Below are 17,966 nucleotides of genomic sequence, written 5' to 3' on the forward strand. Positions count from 1 at the left end.
TACTCGACAGCACGGATACCCCCGCCGCCGATCACGTCACCCTGCGCAGATCCCTGCGCACGTTACACACCCCACTCGCCTTGACGTGGGCGCGCACGCATGCGGGCCTCCGCACCCCCGCCGAGCGCACCGCCCTGAGCGTCTTCGCCGAACGCGCGCGTGACCCTGGTCAACTTCGCACTGTTCGACCTACTCGGCATGCAGCTCTCACCCCGTATCCGGGACCTGGGCAAGATCACCCTGTATCGGCCGGGGTCGCGGGCCGACATCGAGGCCCGGTTCCCGCACGCCGGGCCGCTACTGACCCGCAAACTGAACCTCGACCTGATCGCCGAGCACTACGACGATCTGCTTCGGTTGAGCGGGTCGCTGAAGTTAGGGCACGCGACCGCGTCGCTGCTGGTCGGCAAGCTGTCGGCATCAGGTCGGCAGAACTCCCTGGCGGCGGCGTTGAAAGAGTATGGGGTGCTTCGCCGTACGATCTTCTCGGCCCGCTATTTGTCCGACCCGGACTATCGACGCAAGATCGCTCGCCAGCTGAACCGGGGCGAGTCCGTGCACGCGCTCAAACGCGACCTGCTCTACGCCCACGAGGGCACGATCCGGGCCCGGCATCTCGAGGACCAGGCCGGACAAATGTGGTGCCTGACCCTCGCCACGAACGCGGTCATCGCCTGGACGACGGAGTACTTCGGTCTCGCAGTCGAGCAGATGCGACGGCAGGGCCGCCGAGTGGACGACGAGGTACTCGCTCACGTGTCCCCGGCGCACAGCGAGAACATCAACTTCTTCGGCGCCATCGAGGTCGACATCGACACCGAACTGGCGCAGCTCGGCCCGACCGGATACCGGCCCTTGCGGATGCGCGACACCCTCTTCTGACACTCCCACCACGGGGACGAGGCAGCTGAGGGGCCTGTGACCGGCCCCTCCGCACCTATAACGATCTGGACACGCGACCATACCCATTACCGATTCCCGGCAGTTCGCTTGTGGCGAATCATGCTGCCCCGGAACATGTTTCGCGCGGCCTCTCCGTCGACTGTGACCCACGCCCGCCGCGCGCACTCCGGTGTCGGCCGTCTCATTCACCTGGTGTCAGGCATGGCGAGCGTGTCAACCTAACGCAAGTTTGCTGAAAGTTGACTGAACATGGAGGGGATTGCGTGGGAACGATGCGACCAACGCTCACGGCCGGTACCGGGCTGCTGGCTACCGTGTTGCTGGCGAGTGTGTAGGCGGCAGGATCGGCCGGTGCCGACCCGGTGGCCGACAAGTACCGGCAAACCGTCACCGACGACGGATGGACCCTGGCCGTGACCAAGACCAGCGAGAACCTCGACCGCTGGCCCAACCTGGCCGCCTCCCCGGTCAGCCGCGAAGGGTTCGTCAGTCTCAAGGCCGTCGCCGAGGTCACCGGCACCGGCGGTGCGCCGATCACTGCCGGCACCGTAACCCTCGGTTACCAGATCGGGTGCGCGGTGGACGTCTCCAACGGCGTCACTTTGGGATTGGGGTTGTCGATCGGCCCGAACGCCTCGGTCACCATCTCCCAGTTCCCGGGCGTGAACATCGGCGGCCAGGCGTCGGTCAATCCGAACATCTCCACCACGCTCAAGCCCGGCGCCATCGCCACCATCGCCTTCGGGTCGAAACCCCTCGCGGGGCCGCGGGCGTCGATCACCGCCGAACAGGTCGAGATCAAGGTCGATGCGTGCGCCGGGCCGGTGACGATCAGGAGTTTCGCGACTGCTGCGATCTCCACCCCGGCCGCCGACAACAACATCTCGGTGTACGGCGACCCTATCTGGCTGTGAAACACCCTGTACCCCAATGTCTTTGCCGCCGATCCTAGCGCGGTGCGAGCTCAGGAAGGTAGACACCGATGACCGACACCACCTCCGCTGCCGAACCCCTCACCTCACCGCATGTAGACACCGCACCGCAACCGGTGAACCCCACCCTCGTCGCGGTCGGCGGGCTCGCGCTCGGGTTGCTGCTGCTGATCGTGGCATTCGCGAACCTGAACGAGATGCCCGGCTGGGCCGACGACTACAGCGCGATCCTGGTCTACCTGGCGTTCTTCCTCTACATGTCCATCGCCGGGCGGCTCACCTGGTGGGCCATCGATACCCTGCGCGAGCAGTCCACCAGCCGCCGGGAGCGCCGATGAGAGCCCGCCTCGCCCGCCATGCCGCGCTCATCCTGGCCGCAGGCGCGCTCGGTGTCGGGGCCATGGCCCTGTCCGGCGCACCGGTCGCGACCGCGCAGGGGTATATCCCGTGTGCGGAATGGCAAGCCATGCACCCGGGCTGGCCTTGCATCGACACACCGCAACCACCGCCGGGCGGCCCGCCGACGGTCTCCACCCCACCGCCGCTGCCCTCGCAAACCCCCGGCCTGCCCTCCCAACAAGGCAACGGCGGCGGCATCGGCGCGGGCGCGCTCACCCCACCGCCCATCGCCCCTGGTAACGGGACACCGATAGTGCCAGTACCTGGAGCTGAAACGCCGGTCCTTCCCGGCAATCAGCCAGCCGCGCCTGCTCAGCCGCACCCGGTCCCCGACTCACCTATGCCACCGGGAGAATTGCCGCCACCGGCTACCCAAGAACAGCAACTGCCATCACCAGTTACGGAACTGCCGCCGCCCTCGATGGTCCCGCCGGCCACCACAGTTTCGCCCGCACAGGCCCCTGGCGCCGAGCCTCATCCGTCGGCATCTGGTCCAGACGGAGGTAACGGGCAGGATCCTCGGCTCGCGGTTCTCGCGCTCGCTGGAGCGGCAGCATTCGTCGCAGGCGCACGTTTCAGCCGGGTACCTTCGGCTGCGTCGCTCGGACATGCTGGCCTCCCCGTGACGCCGGTCAGAGGGGAACTGTCCGACTCGAGGCAGGCCGCGGTCGACTATGCCGAACAGTTCGCCCTGAACCCGAACCCGGACTTTCCGTTCTACGAATCCGATACCCAGAGCGACTGTGCGAACTACGCTTCTCAGGTGCTGTTGGCGGGAGGCTTCTCGCAACTCATGTCGCGGGATACCTTCAACGACCCCAACGACAACGATCCCAATGCGTGGTTCTCGGCTCCGGACGAGAATCTGTTCGGCCGTCAGTGGGAGGATTCGCGGACTTGGACGTACGCTCCGGCCCTCTTGAAGTACCTGATCACCCACGATGGCAGTGCAGGAGGACCCACCGGACGGCTGTCCGGTGAGTTCCGGCGCGACAGCATCAACACGCCAGTCGATCCGAACCTGCCCTCCAAGATGGGCCTGAAGCCAGGCGATCTGATCTTCTACGACCATGGAGACGGCGCCAACCCGGACGGACGTGCCGACCACGCGTGGCCGTCTACGTCGGGAAGGACTGGATCACCATGCCGGACGGCAGCCGGGTATGGGGTGATGTCGTCGACATGCACACCACCAACCGCCAGCACGAGGCATGGTGGCTGCCCGCGTACACCGATTCAAGCTTTCCGCTCGACTACCGGTTCATGCACGTCGTCTATCCAGGTGAGGTCTAGAGCATGAGCAGAAGTTGGAAGAGGTTCGCTACGGTTTTGTCAGTCTTTGTGGTACTCGCAGGTGGAGCCGCCTTCGGCTACTACTGGTGGCTGTTCGGTACCCCAACCTGGTTCAGCAACGGCCCCGACACGCTCTACCTCCACGGAAACCGATACGAGATGAAAGGTCCGTTCTCTCGTACCGACAAACCGGACTGGCGATGCATCTCCGACTCGGAAGTACCGCTGACCGGACTGCACTACTGCAGGGTCGACCCGCCCGAGACTGCGATGGTGATGCTGACCTGGTACGACGGCCAGGTCTACACCCTCAACATCCAAGACCCCGTCGGTGACTTTTGACCGTTCCGAGTCGCCGTAATCTCGGCCGGCCTTGCCCAACTCAGTTGGGGTAGACCCCAACATCACACCCGCGACCGGCCGAGAAGGCGTCAGAATAAAATTCGATACGGCATTTCCTGACAGCTGTCCGACAACTTCAGCGATCTCAGCCTGACACTCCGCGTACGGGAAGGGCATCCACATGCGTGTCGGCTACATCCGAGTCAGCACCGGCGACCAGAACACCGTCCGCCAACTCGACGGCATCACCGTCGAACGCACCTTCACCGACACCGCCTCCGGCAAGGACACTACCCGCCCCCAACTCGACGAACTGATCGCCTTCGTCGGCGACGGCGACACCGTGCTCGTGCACTCCATGGATCGCCTCGCCCGCAACCTCGACGACCTGCGGCGGCTGGTCCGCGAGTTCACCGGCAAAGGAGTGCGGGTGGAGTTCGCGAAGGAACAGCTGATCTTCACCGGGGAGGACACCCCGATGGCAACCCTGCTGTTGTCGGTGATGGGCGCGTTCGCCGAGTTCGAACGCGCCCTGATCCTCGAACGCCAACGCGAAGGCATCGCCGCCGCCCGCGCCCGCGGCGTCTACAAAGGCCGCAAACCTGCCCTCGCTCCCGAGCAGGCCCGCCGGCTGTGCGAGCGTGCCGCGGCCGGGGAACGAAAGTCCTTCCTGGCGAAGGAATACGGGATCAGCCGAGAGACCGTCTACACCTACCTGCGCGCAGGGGCCACTGCACGAGTCGCGTGACGACACCGAGATTCGGGACTGAGCCCTCGGCAACGTCCTGTCGTAACACATTGCGCAGCACCATAATTCAGGCGTTGCGCAATCGAACCACTTTGGCAGCACACCAGAGCTCCGTTCCACCCTGCCGGTGTGGATAGTGACAACGACCACACACGCTCCGAACCCGAGGAACGTCGGCATCACCGCTGGTCCAGCCATATGTGTTGTCTTTTCGGCGATTACTACCGGAACCCGTCAATGCGCGGCGGGCCAGGTGGTGGTGAGCCAGTAGCCGTAACCGCGTTCGGTCCCCTGCTGGGCCAGCACGTCGAGGGCGACGAGGATGCGGGGAGTGAAGTACCTGGTCCAGGCGAAAACGGCGAGCAGAAGCACTGCCAGGACGGGCAAGGTGAGGCCACCGCTGTACGGCCCCTCGGCGGCAATGATGATGTAGTAGATCACGCAGAAAGCGCTGATGGCAGGGAGCAGCCAGGACATCGCGAGTCCGGCGCGCCGACGGGTGCGTTCGTCGACGATCAAACGGTGCCAGCGGACGGCCTCATCCGCCGTGGCCAGAGTGGGCAATTGCCGAGCGCGCAGGGCGCCGTAGAACTGCCGCATCCGCGCGCGACCCCCATAGCGTCCGCGCTCCAACACGATGGCCAACACGGTACCCGGTAGACAACCCACCGCCAGAGCAGCGCCGAATTCGTCGAATCCGGTCAGTGCCGCGAATCCCAACAGCACCGCACACACCACCGGAACGACCACCCACAGCGGGGCGAATCGCAGCTCCCACAGCCGCTCACGGCCGCCTCGCACCGTCTTCACTCCCATCACCGCGGCTCCCGAGCCACAGTGTCGGTGCGCCCCCATGCCCGCACCACACCAGGCCAGGCGAGAAACCGCATGGTCGCCACAAACGCGACACCACCCAGCATCGACCACGAGTACCGGCCGGAGACCAGCTCGACGGTCAGCGAGATCGCGCTGCCTACGGTGACCAGCAGGAGATACAGCGTGAACCCGCGCAGCCGAGCCGCCCTGGTCAGCAGGGAGAACACTCGTCCGCGCACAGTGGCCGAGGAGTAGTCCGTGGGTTCATTCATACGCACCGACTATCTCACGGCAAATCCTCAGCAACACCCCGGGCCTGCATGTACCGGTTCGCGGGCAGTGATCGATCCCAACCGTGATGTCATCGATCCGACAGGTACCGCTGCCCGCGCGGCTCCGATGAGGAACCCGGCTACCTGGTATTCAGACGCAGGATTGCCGCGATACCGAGCTGCCGGAGCGCTGCGGACAGAACGCTCAGCAGTTCACTACCCGCACTTGCGACCATCTGGTTGACGAGAACAAAGAGATCGACGGACCTGATCCGACTGTGCTCGTCCCGCACAACGATCACGTACCGGAAGCCGCGCGGCGCAAGGTCATCCGCGATGACGTCCCATTCGGCACCGAACCTCCGGACAAGGATGTCGGCGAGATAGGAAACCAGATCCGTGCGCAGTGTGACCCAATCACTGCGCTCGAACTCTTCGAACGGCAAATCGTCTACGTACGTTTGCCACGCGCCAAACGCCGTCACGGGATCACGAACATAATCATCAGCGTCCGCACCCAAGATGTCACTCATCTCCGCCGCATTGGCCAGACAGTCCGAACTCCACTGCGAAAGCCCCTGCCGGGCTTGCTCGATCACTCCCGAGACTTCTGGACACTTACTCAAAAATGCACTCTCCCAAACCAATACGCACCCTACCGCTCCCGCCCGTCGACGGCCGAACCAACAGCGCAGATCCACCTGCACGTTGCATGACACAGCCGGCTAACCCCCCGTGAAGCGGGTGAGCGGCCGCGCTCAGTGGAAGAATTCACGCAGGCCAGCCGCAACCGACGTGAAATCGTCGGGATTGTGGGTCAGCCCGGCCAGCACCGTCAATCGTGAATCCGGCAATACCGCATCGAGCTTCCTCATGCCTTCCGCCCCATACCGATCACTCGCGGCACCTGCCAACAATAATGCGGGAATGTCCACGGCGGACCAGCGATTCACGTCTGGATCCATCGCGGTAAGGCATTCCAGGTCAGCGATCAGGCCGGGCGCGCGATCGGCCATGGCAGCTCCCATCGAACGAAGGACGCCCTCGGGAACTGGCAAATCGAGTATGGCTCGGAAAAATTCGATCACCGAGGCGGCGGGACTGTCGGCGACGAGCTCGCGGGCTCGCTCCAGTATCGGCCGGAGCGGACCACCCGCCAATGTAAGCGGCGCTTCGTACAGCGCGAATCGCCGAATGCTCGAAACGCCCGCAGCGAGCGCCTCCAGAGTGACCAGGCCACCGGCAGAGTGTCCGAAAACGAAACTCGGACCGTGCTGACATTCGAGCACAGCGGCGAGATCCTCGACCTGCCGGGCGAAGATGCGTGGTTGTGTACCGCTTCCGCTCGGTCTGTAGCCCCGTCGACAGACGACTACGACTCGATAGTCGGTGGCCAGCAGCTCGGCCATCGGATAGTAGGTCTCCACCGTGACCAGCGCACCGTGCATGACTACCAGCGGCGGCCCGTCACCGAGAGTGTGGAAGACGATACGAGTGCCGTCGGCCGAGATAACACTGTCGGTTGTGGTCCACATGAAACATTCTTGCATTCACGTCACTTGCCACACCCCAAAGGCGGTTCAATCGTTCGCCGCCGTCGACACGGAGACCGCGGCGACCTCCTCGCCCGCACAGGTGGGCGCGATGAGAGAATCGACGCATGACTGATCGGGTAGGCGTCGTGACGAACCATCCGGTCGACGACCAGGGACGGGTAAGGATTCTCATCTCCGAGGGCCCGCATACGACCATCGAACTGATCCGACCAGGACCGACCGACGAAGAACTGGCCGCACGCTTCCGCCTGGACCGACTCATACGTGCGGACAAGATCGCCTTCTGCCAGGCGATCCATCTCGACGGACCGCTTGCAGGCCAACCCGGTTATGCAATAAACACTCTCGGATCGCGGTCCGAATTCAGGATCGGTTGTCGAATCGGCACGTATGAGGTAGTCACATTGAGCAGTGACGGTCGGCCGGCCGAGCTCCGCCTGGTTGATCTTCACTTCCTGTGACAGGAGTAGAGCTGCTCGCCCATCGGCTTGCACAGGCAGGTTTCGAAATCGCCTCGCTCGAGGCGATGACGGGCGGGTGCATCTGTGTGTCCGGAGTGGCGGCTTTGCGCGACGGCAGTCAGGTACTCGCGAAGACGCTGGCGGAGCCTGAGTCGGATATGTTCTCGGTCGAGGTCGAGGGGCTGTCAGCGTTGCGCGAACTCGGCGGCGTGCGCGTCCCGAGCGTAGTTTACGCGTCACCGCAGCTACTCGTGCTCAAGGCACTCCGACCGTGCGGGGCGGGAGTGTTGTTCTGGAAGCGGTTCGCCCACATGGTCGCCGGGCTGCACAGCTCAACCAGCACCGACCGTTTCAGCTGGCATCGCGACGGCCGACATGGCCGACTGCGGCAGGTGTCCGCCCCACCCTGCGGCTTCGAAGCGGTTCTTCGCGGTCTACGAAGAAATCGCCCGCCCTTTTCCCGGCTGGCGCGATCAGGCACAGTTACTGCGCATTTCGGACTTGTTCAGCGTGGTCGCGCACGGTATCGACACCTGGGGTGCCGCGGACCTCATCCGCGCATTGATCGCACCATTTCGCCGCCGCACCTGAGCGATGGCTGCACCTAGAGCGACGCATGCGCCGGCGCAATCCCAAACTGTCGGTAGCGGCAATGTGGTGATTCTCGTCAGGCACCTGTACGCGTTCCCGGCGGACCAGTATCAGATGCTCGGTGGGTGACGATCGGTCGAACCGAGGATGTCCCGTCGTACTTCGAAGATGAAAGGCGTGCGGTCGGGGCCGCCAGTCAACCACCAGGTGCTGACGGTCGCTATGTCGTCGTTGATGTCCTCGATCGTGCACTGGATGGTGGTCGGGCGAGGATAAGTCGATGTCGGTACCAGTTCCCCGCCGAAGTATGCACTCTTGCCGACCAATTGGTGAGGTCGGCCGTGCGTGTCCACGAATTCGACCAGAACGATACCCGGTTGCGGATGGTCGGTAAGCCAACAAACGGCGCTGGCGGGCAGTTCACACCCATCGCCTTTACCCAAGATCGGTTCCACGGCAATACCTTATCGACCCGAGAACCCGTTGGCGGATCGGAGGATGCGCGATACCTGGCACCGGGGTACACCCGCTGCGGCGGCCGGTTCGAGACACGATGGAGCACTCAGCGGAGCTTCGGGCGTCTACCGCGCCTGGACTATCCGGGCCTCGAAGTCCTCGGTGTACCCGATTACCAGCAGGTTCTGCTCGATCAGCAGACTGGCCAGCTCCTTCCACAGCGATGAGTCTGCGGATCCGTAGAGATGGGTCAGGTCTACGATTACCCCTTCTACCTGCGCGGTAGGCAAGGGTTCCGGTCGGTCGAACGCGAGAAATGACGCACCGACACCGATGTGCCGGTAGCCGTGGCCCGCCATGCGTTCGATGATCGCGTGATTGTGGAAGATGTCCCAGTCGTCGGAGAAGTAGCCGTTGGGGATCCCGGCGATGGCCAGATCGTCGCGAGAGACCGGCACGCGCTCAATCAGTACGGAGTTGTCGAGAATACCGTCGAGATTCCGGTTGGCGCCGACAATCGCCGCGACCTTCGTGTCATCTGCGAATGTCTTGGGAGCGAGGCTGTCCCACTCCACACGAAGTGTCCGATTCTCGAGCGCCGCGGCCGTACGGGCGACCCGTGCGTTGTCGGCGTCATGAGTTGCCACGGGGTCGTTCTCGTCGTAGCCCTCCTCGTCGCCGAGCCTGTCGTCCATGGAGGCGTGCATGCTCGTGTAGAGGCATTGGCTCAAGTCATCGAGAGTGCACAGAAGTCTCGCCGTTGGATGTGCGGGACGGAACTCGGCGAGAGCTCCCAGCACTTCGGCGAAGGTCTCCACGCCGTCGAGACGAGCAATCGTGTTGGTGCTGTATCGGTCTCGGGTGGCAGGTCCGTGGGAGTCGAATCGGGTAACGCGCATGATGCGGATTCTGCCCAACGGCCGGGCTGCCGCGACTGGCTGGCCGCGTCAGTGCGACCGCCTGAAATCGGCAGGAGCGGATGTTCGGCGTCCGGGCCAATGTTTAGCCCACGCGGGCACTATCCGTGGGGCGATCTCGGTCACCGCTCGACGTGTTGGTCGCCGTAGGGCCAGCGTTCGGTTCCGAGGTTGCGACGACACACCGAAGCCGACCGTCAGCCGTGATGCCTCCGTCTCGCAGCGGGCTTTGATCCTGTAGGCGTGGATATACCCCGCACGGAATGGGTTTCCGCGCGGGCCCCTATCACATTGTCGGCCTGCTCTGATCCCGCGACGTCAGCGGTGCTCTCTCGCCCTAACCGTGAGGTCGGCCGACCCCTCGCTCTGGTCGTGATACCGGCTGCGGCGGCCGCTGTGTCGGCGTGAAGCGACTGGGGCTTACCGCCGTAAAAATGGGGCTTGTCGCCGTGCCGGGGCCTTATCGCCGTAGGGGCGGCGGTGGTAGCCCGGGCGTCCTGCCTGACGCGGAGCCGGTGGACGGCAGCGCCGAGGAGTTCGTCGCCGTGCCGGGGGCTTATTGCCGCAGGGGTGGTGGTGGTAGCCCGGCGTCCTGCCTGACGCGCAGTCGGTGGATGGCGGGGCCGAGGAGTTCGTCGCCGTGGTGGCGGTGGTTGACCCGCCGACCCCGTGCCGGGTCGTGGTGGGTCGGGGGACGCCATCCGGTACGACCCGGATACCCAGTGTGCGCGTCGAGGCGTTCGGTGGCCCATCCGGTGGGGTCGTCGGTGTCCTCGGCGACCTGGGCGTGGTGCCGGTCGCACACCAGGGTCAGGTTGTCGATATCGGTGCCGCCGTGGTGTGCCCACGGGATCAGGTGGTGCACCGCGCACATCGTCGCGGGCGCGTCACAGCCGGGGAAGGTACAGCCACGGTCGCGGGCCACACACGCCAACCGCTGCCACCGCGACGCCAACCGCTGCCCGCGCCCGAGGTAGAGCGGGACTCCGTCGCGGCCGAAGAGCAGCAGCCACGGGTAGCGGCCCTCGGCCAGCCGCAGCGCGGCCGGGATCGACATGGTCGTGCCCGCGGCGGTGACCGCGTGCCCGGTACCGCGTTCGAGGTCCTCGACACGCATGGTGAGTACGACCGAGACGGGCATGCCGCGGTGGCTGCCGAGGGTTTTCGATCCGCCGGTGGCGGTCAGGAACGCCGCCACAGCATCATGGTTGCGTTGCGCGATGGTGCGGGTGTCGCGTCCGGCGGCGGCCTCGAGGTGTTTCGGGTCGATGGCGCGGGTGGCCAGCGAGGGACTGTCGGGGTCGGTGGGGTTACACATGCCCGGCCGGGCGCCTTTGGCCAGCACCGCGTCCAGCAGGGCGCGCAGGTGCGGGGTGAGCAGTCCGCTGATTTCGGTCATGCCGTCGATGCGTTGGCGTCCGAGGGTGATTCCGCGGACGCGGGCGCGGTCGCGGTCGTCGGTCAGGGTGCCGTCGGGGTCGAGGTGGGCCAGGATCGATTCCCCGACCGTGACCACTGCTTCGGGGGTCAGCGTGCAGGCGTGTTCGGCCAGCAATTGTTCGGCCTCTACCCGTAATTCGGTCGGTACGGCGGCGGGGATGCGGTCCATGACCGTCATGATGCGCCGCGCGTGTTCGACCGACAGCCGTCCGGCGGCTTGGTGGGCGGCGGTGTGCGGTAATTCCGGTTCCCGGTCTTCTCCGTGCACGAAATGGAACACGCCGAGTTTCTCCGCTGCGCGGCGTCGTGCTCCGGCCTCGGCCATCGATATCCGCAGGGTTTCGCTCAAATACTTGGCGAGGCTCTTGGATCCGGCGCGTTCGGGCAGGTGCCGGTCGCTGGTCTCGATGACCAGGCGATGCGACACCGCGCCCAACCGGGCGCGGACGGCTTCGACGCGTCGCATCAGTTCCACGAAGTCGGTGTCGGTGTAGCGGGTGAGGTCTTCGTCGAGCAGGGCGGTGGTCGCGGTCGTCAATTCCTCCACGACCGCGAATACCTCACCTGCCCGGCTCGTATTCATGCCGTAATTCTATCGCGGAAAGGGTTGCGGCAGAATGAGAAAACCAATTCACGCACCCCTTCCAGCAAGCCGATCCGCGCGTTCCGTTTCCTGGCATGACCCCGGCGTGTGCAGCCGAATTATTCGGGCATTGCTGATCTGCTGGCTGCCTTCAAATGGATGAGGATCTCGTGACCCGTATCGGCTTCCTGAAGAAGCCCTTGTACTCGTCGCCCTGATCTGGGCTGATCCTGCAACGGCACGCACTGGAATCAGTGCTGGTAGACCTGTCCGGTGATGTTGGATCGGCTGGTGGCCGAACTGGATTCGTTGGTGACACGGGCCGCGACCAGATTTTGTCGGCCCGACCCGCGCGCCAGGGCACGTGAGAATGTATCGGGGCCGGCCACTGACCTGGAGCAGAAGAACGGGTGGACGCTGGCGAAGCGGGCGGGGAATCCGGGGTGTCACCCGAAACCGTCGTGACCATCGAATCAGTGCGTATGGCCGTCACGGTCGCCAGCGCTCGACGTGATGATCGTCGTAGGGCCAGCGTTCGGTTCCGAGGTCTCGAAGGACGCCATGACGAAAGCGCAACAGGTCCAGCCGTTCTCGGTCGGTGAGATCTTCGTCGGGAGGTGAAGAATCGTCCTCCCACTGGGCGTCGATGTTGTAGTGCAGTTCACCGTCGATGCAGTAGTCGCGGCGAAAGCTCGTGCGCCACTGCGAATTCGAACCCCAGCCGTTGGACAGGTCCTGCACTTTGCGATAGCAGCGCCAGAATGTCCAGTACATGCTGGACCGTGCGGCGGCGTGCGGGTCGAGGATCGACGAACCGGCGCGGACGGTGACTCCCGAGCGGACCAGTAACAGATTGCCTAGGAGCGCTCCAGGCCAGTGCTGCTCGGCGATCGTGACCGGTTCTCGGGGATCGTCGGCAACGATAACGTCGACGATCTCGTGGAAGAACGGATGGAATTCGTTCTCGGAGATGGGGACTGCACCGATCATCGCGGTGAACTCCGACCATGCGGTGGGTGCCGCGCCCAGATAGGCGCTTTCCATGTAGTGCGGCTGATGCGGCACGAGCAGGATGTCCACGAGTCGACTCACGCCGTACAGCTGCCACCGTCGTTCCGGGGAAATCTGCGAGCGGTGGGCGTCCGGAGCGCCACATTCGTGCAGTGCGGCGCGCAGCTGTGGTCGCTGCTCGAACCACGGCGCGAACTCGCTGGCTCCCCATCCGTTAGGGCATGCCAGCAGGGAACCGAACAGTGCTTTGATATCCCACACGCTGTCGGACATCAACCGAACCTACAAGATCAACGAGGTGGCGCGGGCGGTGGACCAGGGCTGGGTTGGACTACGTTCCATGCGGTGACGTCCGATCCGCCTCACACTGCTCCCACCCCTGATATGTCGCGCCCGGCGCGGCTGCTCGCCCACAGTGCCGTAGCCACGGCCCTGGCGCTGTACAGCGATCACGGGTTGCTCGAACTCCTGGACACGGCCGCGCCGATCGGCGCCGGTATCGGCGGGAAGTCGGCACTACTGGAGGTCGCCGGAAACCCGGTCTTCGTGAAGCGGATTCCCCTCACCGACCTGGAACGGCGGCCGGAGCACCTCCGGTCCACGGCCAACCTGTTCGATATGCCGCTCTGCTGCCAGTACGGCGTCGGCCTCATCGGTGGGCCGGGTTTCGGGGCATGGCGTGAGCTCGCCGTGCACACCATGACGGCGAACTGGGTACTCGCGGCCGAGTACGAGGCGTTCCCGCTGATGTACCACTGGCGGGTGCTGCCGGATACGACGCCGCTGCCGGAGGAACTCTCCGACATCGATCGCGCCGTCGCGTACTGGGAGGGACGGCCGCAGGTACGCCACCGGATCGAGGCGCTCCGGGACTCCACCGCGAGCATCGCGTTGTTCCTGGAGTACATCCCGCACAACCTGCACCAGTGGCTCAGCACCCAGATCGACGCGGGCGCGCAGCATGCCGGTCGGGCCTACGCCATGGTGGAGCGGGAGCTGGCCGTCGGCACCGGATTCATGAACAGCCGCGGGCTGCTGCACCTCGACGCGCACTTCGGAAACATCCTGACCGATGGTCACCGCCTCTACTTCGGCGACTACGGCCTCGCGCTCTCCTCCGGGTTCGACCTCTCGCCGCAGGAGGTCGCGTTCTTCCACCGGAACCAGAGCTACGACCGCGGATACACCTCCGCCTACTTGGTCAACTGGCTGGTCACCGCCGTGTACCGGCTCCGAGGGGAGGAACGCGCCGCGATAGTCCGCGCCCTCGCCGAGGGCAAACCGCCGGAGGGCGTCACCGAGGAGGCGGCCGCAGTCCTCACTCGGCACGCTCCCGTCGCCGCGACGATGTCCGAATTCATGCGAGCGTTCCAGCAGGAGAACCGCGGTACCCCGTATCCCGACCACACAATCCGGCGCCTACTGGACGGACCGGCCAGTCCCTGAATGCCGTGGTAGCTGTCCTAGCCGGAGGGACATCCGACGGTGTGCTACTCCGGCGCCCGGAAGCCACCGATCTTGCGATCCAACAGCTCGGCCAGCCGTAGTGGGGTGCTGTCCTCGAACATAGGGCCGATGAGCTGCACACCTACCGGCAATCCCTCGGCGGACCGACCGGCGGGTATGGCCGTGGCGGGCAGGCCGGGCATGGTGGCCACGCCTGCCCAGACCAACTGATCGAAGTAGGGGTATTCGACGCCGTCGATGTCGATGTGCCGGTCCTCCAGACCTCCCTTGTGGTTGTGCGGGAAGGCGGGCGTGGGTGTGATGGGGCAGACCACGGCATCGAATTCGGCGAAGAGCTGACGCCAGCCGTGGCGGTGGAGTTCGCGGCGGTGGTTCGCCTCGACCCAGTCGCGGTGACTGAGCACCATGCCGCGCAGCCGCGCCGCATCGAGGCCGCGGTCGTCGGCGCGCAGGGTGGCGGCGTGGGTCCGCAGCCGGTCGTAGACGCCTATCGGGAGGTTCGCGGCGGCGTTCGACAGCATCAGCTGCATGTAAGTCGTCGCGGCTTCGACCGGATCGGGCAGCAGCGGACTGTGCCGTTCGACGTGAGCGCCTTCGTCGGCGAGCGCCTCGGCGACTCGGTTGACGGCCGCCCGCACCGCCGAACCGGTCGGGATGAGCGGATGCTCCTCGAGGATCAGGACGCGGAAGTCCGACAGCCGTTCGTGGCGCGCGGGCGGCAGTGCGATGTCGTAGGCGATGCCGTGGGTCAGCGGGTCGGGTCCGACCATCACGTCGAGCAACAGCGTGAGATCGCGGGCGGTGCGCGCCATCGGACCGACCACGGCGAGATCGAGGTCGACCGGCAGCGCCGGTGCGGGCGGCGCGACCATGCCGCGGGTGGGCGCCAACCCGAGCGTCGGCTTGTGCGCGTAGACACCGCAGAAATGCGCGGGGGTACGCAACGAACCGGCGAGATCGGAGCCGATGGACAGCGCACCGAACCCGGCCGCCAGGGCCGCCGCCGACCCGCCGGACGACCCGCCGGAGGTGCGGGTGTGATCCCACGGATTGTTGGTGGTGCCGTAGATCTCGTTGAAGCTCTGGATATCTCGCAGCACCAACGGCACATTGGTCTTGCCCAGCAGCACGGCACCCGCGGCCTTCAACCGCGACACCTGCAGCGCGTCTTCGGTCGGCACATGGTCGCGGTACATCGGCATGCCCCAGGTCGTGGGCAGACCGGCCATGTCGTAGGACTCCTTGACCGTCACCGGAATACCGAGCAGCGACCGGTCCTCGCCGCGGGCGAGCGCCTCGTCGGCACGCTCTGCGGCAGCCCGCGCACGATCGAAGTCCGGCACACAGATCGCATTGATCCCCTTGTCCTCGCGCTCGATACGGGCGATCGCCTCCTCGGCGAGCTCCACCGAAGTCACCGCGCCGGCACGCAGGGCAGCCGAAAGTTCTTCCGCCGAAAGAAAACTCCATTCCATGAATTCGACGTTATCGACCTGCCGGAGAGGACATAAAATTCCGCTTCGCACAATAAGATGGATATCTCCATACTGGTCGTGTTCCTGCATCGCGACTGAACGTTTCCGAGGAGATCAGAAGAAAGCTGCCCTACCTGCGTACCGCGCCGGGCCGACAAACGTCCAATTGTCACTCGAACTGCTCGAACAGCTCGATGATCTCCAGAAGCTGATTCAGTTCGGCATCGAATCGTCGACTCGCGGCGCAGGCGCGTATGTGGTCGGTAGGGCAGCCGATGGCGATTCGGATGCGGCCACTCTCCGGCGATCCGTGCGGCTCGAGGTCGAATCCGCTCGGCTCCGTGACGACGTGGACGGTTCCATACGGCGTTTCGAATATCTCGTTGACACCGGCGAGGTCGGCACCACAACCGATGAATGGGATCGGCTCGCCGGTCCGGCCTCGGATCGACGCATCGACCGATCGCAACGCACCAGCGAGGCGATCGAGGCTATCGCCGTGTGAGAGCGTCGGTGACCGCGCCGGTCCGCCGGTGAGATGCCGCCGTTCGTAGCGTTGAGCCGCATAGTGGGTGATGAACCCGACGAAGACGAACTGCACCCCCGCATCCTTCAGGGCGGTGAACAGAACCTCGGGACCGAACTCATCGGCGAGCGATGACACCTGACAAGGCTAGTAGCGATTGAGGACGAGCGGGACCAGGAGGCGGATGGCGAACTCGCGGAGTTGCTGCTCGGTGTCCAGGCGGGGTGCCGCGTCGGGGGTGAGGACCAGGGAGTGGACCAAGCGGACGATCATGCCTGCGAGGTCGGCGGGGGCGGCGTGTGCGGGGGCGGCGGTGAGGATGCGTTCGGCCACGAAATCGGTGGCGAGGTCCAGTACGCCACCGGCGGCCAGGGTGAGTGCGGGCAGTGTGTCCACGGCATCGACCGTCAGCGTTTTGACGAGAATCTTGTTGGTGCGCAGGGCGATCACGGTGATCGCGAAGCCGGTCACGACACGTTCGGCGGGATCGTCGATCGGGTCGACCCGCGCGCTGATGCCGTCCAGGACCCGAGTGGTCTCACGCAGGATGGCGGCGCGCACGATGCCGTCCTTGGACCCCAGGCGACGGAACAGGGTCGCGCGGTTGACCTTCGCGGCCCGGGCGATGTCGTCGATGGTGACGCGTTTGATGCCGAGGTCGGCGAACAGGTCGAGTGCGGCATCGAGAATCCGGGCGTCGGTATCCGGCGCGGTGGGGGCCGGTGCGTCGGCGGGCATGGTTCGAACCTAGTGGACCGTTGCACCGAACCCACACCTGTGCGACTATTCGACTGATTAAGTCGCATTATCTCGATGCGTATTCGACAAGGAGGTCGGCCATGACATCACCGCAGACAGCGAGCGTCGCCTCGCTCCCGCGGTCCGCCCCTCTGGGCCCCGGGTCACTGATCTGGACATCTCTCGGTGATCGACGCCTGATCCTGTTCGCGGGACGCACGGGAACCCTGCAGAACATGCATCCCGCGGTGGGGGCCGCCTTGCAACAGCATTCGACCTTCTTCGCCAACCCCTGGGACCGCATCTTCCGCTCGATCCCGCAGATCCTCGGCACGGTCTACGACACCGATGCCCGCACCACCGCCGCGCACGTACGCGACTATCACAGGGATCTCAAGGGCACCGACTCACAGGGCCGCCGCTACCACGCACTGAACCCGGACGTGTACTGGTGGACCCACGTCACCTTCGTCGAGACGGTCATCGCGATGAACGACTTCTTCGGCACACCGCTGACCACGCGGCAGAAGGATCAGGTCGTGCGGGAGGGCGTGAGTTGGTGGCAGAGCTACGGGCTGTCGACGCGCCCGGTCGTCGACGACTACGCGTCTTTCCAGGCGTACTGGAACCGCATGCTCGACGAGGAACTCGAGCACAACGCCACCACCGCCTGGGCGCTGGATGTTCTCGCAGTGAAAATCCCGCCGCCACCGGGGCTTCCGACTATCGCATGGTCGGTGCTCCAGCGCCCGGTCATGGGGGCGAACCTGTGGCTGCTCAACGCGCTGATGCCCGAACGCGCCCGCCGCACGCTGGGATTGAGGTGGAGCAGCACCGACGAACGGATGTTCCGCGCCGTCGCCGCCACCATCCGCCACACCTGGCCCCTACTGCCCGCACGGGTGCGCTACTACCGCCGCGCCTACGACGGTATCACCCGCGAGGCAGCACACCGCTAGCCTGAACATGCGCAGGCAGGCATGATCGGCAGAGGGTCGGGGGCCCGACGGCCGCACATCGCGGTTGCCGAGTTACATCAT

General features: G+C 65.2%; 20 protein-coding genes and 2 pseudogenes. 11 read left to right on the forward strand and 11 right to left on the reverse strand.

Going from position 1 to position 17,966, the window contains the following annotated elements; translation table 11 throughout:
- Positions 1-159: 159 nt before the first annotated feature.
- From FOH10_RS15175 to FOH10_RS15200, 7 genes and pseudogenes are all read left to right on the forward strand, one after another.
- A pseudogene (locus FOH10_RS15175) lies at positions 160-882 on the forward strand (Tn3 family transposase); the annotation flags it as partial.
- Positions 883-1,265: 383 nt separating this feature from the next.
- Complete coding sequence (locus FOH10_RS15180; protein WP_244961992.1) at positions 1,266-1,817, forward strand: MspA family porin; 552 nt, start codon at positions 1,266-1,268, stop codon at positions 1,815-1,817.
- Positions 1,818-1,885: 68 nt separating this feature from the next.
- Positions 1,886-2,173 (forward strand): hypothetical protein, encoded by a 288-nt coding sequence (locus tag FOH10_RS15185; RefSeq protein WP_143981199.1) that lies wholly within the window; start codon positions 1,886-1,888, stop codon positions 2,171-2,173.
- 482 nt (positions 2,174-2,655) lie between these two features.
- A pseudogene (locus FOH10_RS36270) lies at positions 2,656-3,258 on the forward strand (amidase domain-containing protein); the annotation flags it as partial.
- 86 nt (positions 3,259-3,344) lie between these two features.
- Positions 3,345-3,527: a hypothetical protein gene (locus tag FOH10_RS35660; protein ID WP_244961993.1), complete on the forward strand. Its 183-nt coding sequence runs from the start codon at positions 3,345-3,347 to the stop codon at positions 3,525-3,527.
- A gap of 36 nt (positions 3,528-3,563) precedes the next feature.
- Entirely contained in the window at positions 3,564-3,869 is a 306-nt protein-coding gene (locus tag FOH10_RS15195) for a hypothetical protein (RefSeq protein ID WP_143981201.1), read from the forward strand.
- Positions 3,870-4,050: 181 nt separating this feature from the next.
- Complete coding sequence (locus FOH10_RS15200; protein ID WP_143981202.1) at positions 4,051-4,617, forward strand: recombinase family protein; 567 nt, start codon at positions 4,051-4,053, stop codon at positions 4,615-4,617.
- A gap of 234 nt (positions 4,618-4,851) precedes the next feature.
- Here FOH10_RS15200 and FOH10_RS15205 read toward each other — a convergent pair whose 3' ends face one another.
- The 4 genes from FOH10_RS15205 to FOH10_RS15220 all read right to left on the reverse strand — a co-directional run bounded on the left by FOH10_RS15205 (position 4,852) and on the right by FOH10_RS15220 (position 7,240).
- Positions 4,852-5,427 (reverse strand): hypothetical protein, encoded by a 576-nt coding sequence (locus FOH10_RS15205; RefSeq protein ID WP_143981203.1) that lies wholly within the window; start codon positions 5,425-5,427, stop codon positions 4,852-4,854.
- Between the two features lie 5 nt (positions 5,428-5,432).
- The gene (locus tag FOH10_RS15210; RefSeq protein ID WP_143981204.1) at positions 5,433-5,705 is read right to left on the reverse strand and encodes a hypothetical protein; all 273 of its coding nucleotides are present in this window, start codon (positions 5,703-5,705) and stop codon (positions 5,433-5,435) included.
- 140 nt (positions 5,706-5,845) lie between these two features.
- Positions 5,846-6,304: a hypothetical protein gene (locus FOH10_RS15215; protein WP_143981205.1), complete on the reverse strand. Its 459-nt coding sequence runs from the start codon at positions 6,302-6,304 to the stop codon at positions 5,846-5,848.
- Between the two features lie 159 nt (positions 6,305-6,463).
- Positions 6,464-7,240 (reverse strand): alpha/beta fold hydrolase, encoded by a 777-nt coding sequence (locus FOH10_RS15220; RefSeq protein WP_186000848.1) that lies wholly within the window; start codon positions 7,238-7,240, stop codon positions 6,464-6,466.
- A gap of 125 nt (positions 7,241-7,365) precedes the next feature.
- On the opposite strand from FOH10_RS15220, the gene FOH10_RS15225 reads away from it, so the two are divergent.
- Together FOH10_RS15225 and FOH10_RS36275 are read left to right on the forward strand one after the other, a co-directional pair.
- On the forward strand, positions 7,366-7,722 hold the full coding sequence (locus FOH10_RS15225; RefSeq protein WP_143981207.1) for a hypothetical protein: 357 nt from the start codon (positions 7,366-7,368) through the stop codon (positions 7,720-7,722).
- A 65-nt stretch (positions 7,723-7,787) separates the two neighbouring features.
- On the forward strand, positions 7,788-8,330 hold the full coding sequence (locus FOH10_RS36275; RefSeq protein ID WP_425326156.1) for a fructosamine kinase family protein: 543 nt from the start codon (positions 7,788-7,790) through the stop codon (positions 8,328-8,330).
- Positions 8,331-8,423: 93 nt separating this feature from the next.
- On the opposite strand, the gene FOH10_RS15235 is transcribed toward FOH10_RS36275, so the two are convergent.
- The 4 genes from FOH10_RS15235 to FOH10_RS15250 form a co-directional block, all read right to left on the reverse strand.
- Positions 8,424-8,768, reverse strand: a complete 345-nt coding sequence (locus FOH10_RS15235) for a hypothetical protein (RefSeq protein WP_143981209.1) — start codon at positions 8,766-8,768, stop codon at positions 8,424-8,426.
- A gap of 126 nt (positions 8,769-8,894) precedes the next feature.
- Positions 8,895-9,668, reverse strand: coding sequence for a hypothetical protein (locus tag FOH10_RS15240; RefSeq protein WP_143981210.1), 774 nt, complete (start codon positions 9,666-9,668; stop codon positions 8,895-8,897).
- A 574-nt stretch (positions 9,669-10,242) separates the two neighbouring features.
- A complete protein-coding gene (locus FOH10_RS15245) occupies positions 10,243-11,709 on the reverse strand; it encodes an HNH endonuclease signature motif containing protein (protein ID WP_143981211.1) in 1,467 nt (488 codons plus the stop codon).
- 489 nt (positions 11,710-12,198) lie between these two features.
- Positions 12,199-12,993 (reverse strand): hypothetical protein, encoded by a 795-nt coding sequence (locus FOH10_RS15250; protein ID WP_143981212.1) that lies wholly within the window; start codon positions 12,991-12,993, stop codon positions 12,199-12,201.
- A gap of 111 nt (positions 12,994-13,104) precedes the next feature.
- On the opposite strand from FOH10_RS15250, the gene FOH10_RS15255 reads away from it, so the two are divergent.
- The gene (locus FOH10_RS15255) at positions 13,105-14,166 is read left to right on the forward strand and encodes a protein kinase family protein (RefSeq protein ID WP_143981213.1); all 1,062 of its coding nucleotides are present in this window, start codon (positions 13,105-13,107) and stop codon (positions 14,164-14,166) included.
- 44 nt (positions 14,167-14,210) lie between these two features.
- Here the strand turns inward: FOH10_RS15255 and FOH10_RS15260 are convergent, their stop codons facing one another.
- From FOH10_RS15260 to FOH10_RS15270, 3 genes are all read right to left on the reverse strand, one after another.
- Positions 14,211-15,752 carry an amidase gene (locus tag FOH10_RS15260; RefSeq protein WP_244961994.1) on the reverse strand — a complete coding sequence of 514 codons (1,542 nt, stop codon included), beginning with the start codon at positions 15,750-15,752 and terminating at the stop codon, positions 14,211-14,213.
- Positions 15,753-15,831: 79 nt separating this feature from the next.
- Positions 15,832-16,326: a hypothetical protein gene (locus FOH10_RS15265; RefSeq protein ID WP_143981214.1), complete on the reverse strand. Its 495-nt coding sequence runs from the start codon at positions 16,324-16,326 to the stop codon at positions 15,832-15,834.
- Between the two features lie 9 nt (positions 16,327-16,335).
- A complete protein-coding gene (locus tag FOH10_RS15270; protein ID WP_143981215.1) occupies positions 16,336-16,926 on the reverse strand; it encodes a TetR/AcrR family transcriptional regulator in 591 nt (196 codons plus the stop codon).
- A 101-nt stretch (positions 16,927-17,027) separates the two neighbouring features.
- On the opposite strand from FOH10_RS15270, the gene FOH10_RS15275 reads away from it, so the two are divergent.
- Positions 17,028-17,885, forward strand: coding sequence for an oxygenase MpaB family protein (locus tag FOH10_RS15275; RefSeq protein ID WP_143981216.1), 858 nt, complete (start codon positions 17,028-17,030; stop codon positions 17,883-17,885).
- Positions 17,886-17,966 lie beyond the last annotated feature (81 nt).

It is taken from the genome of Nocardia otitidiscaviarum (assembly GCF_007362295.1).
Classification (GTDB): domain Bacteria; phylum Actinomycetota; class Actinomycetes; order Mycobacteriales; family Mycobacteriaceae; genus Nocardia; species Nocardia otitidiscaviarum.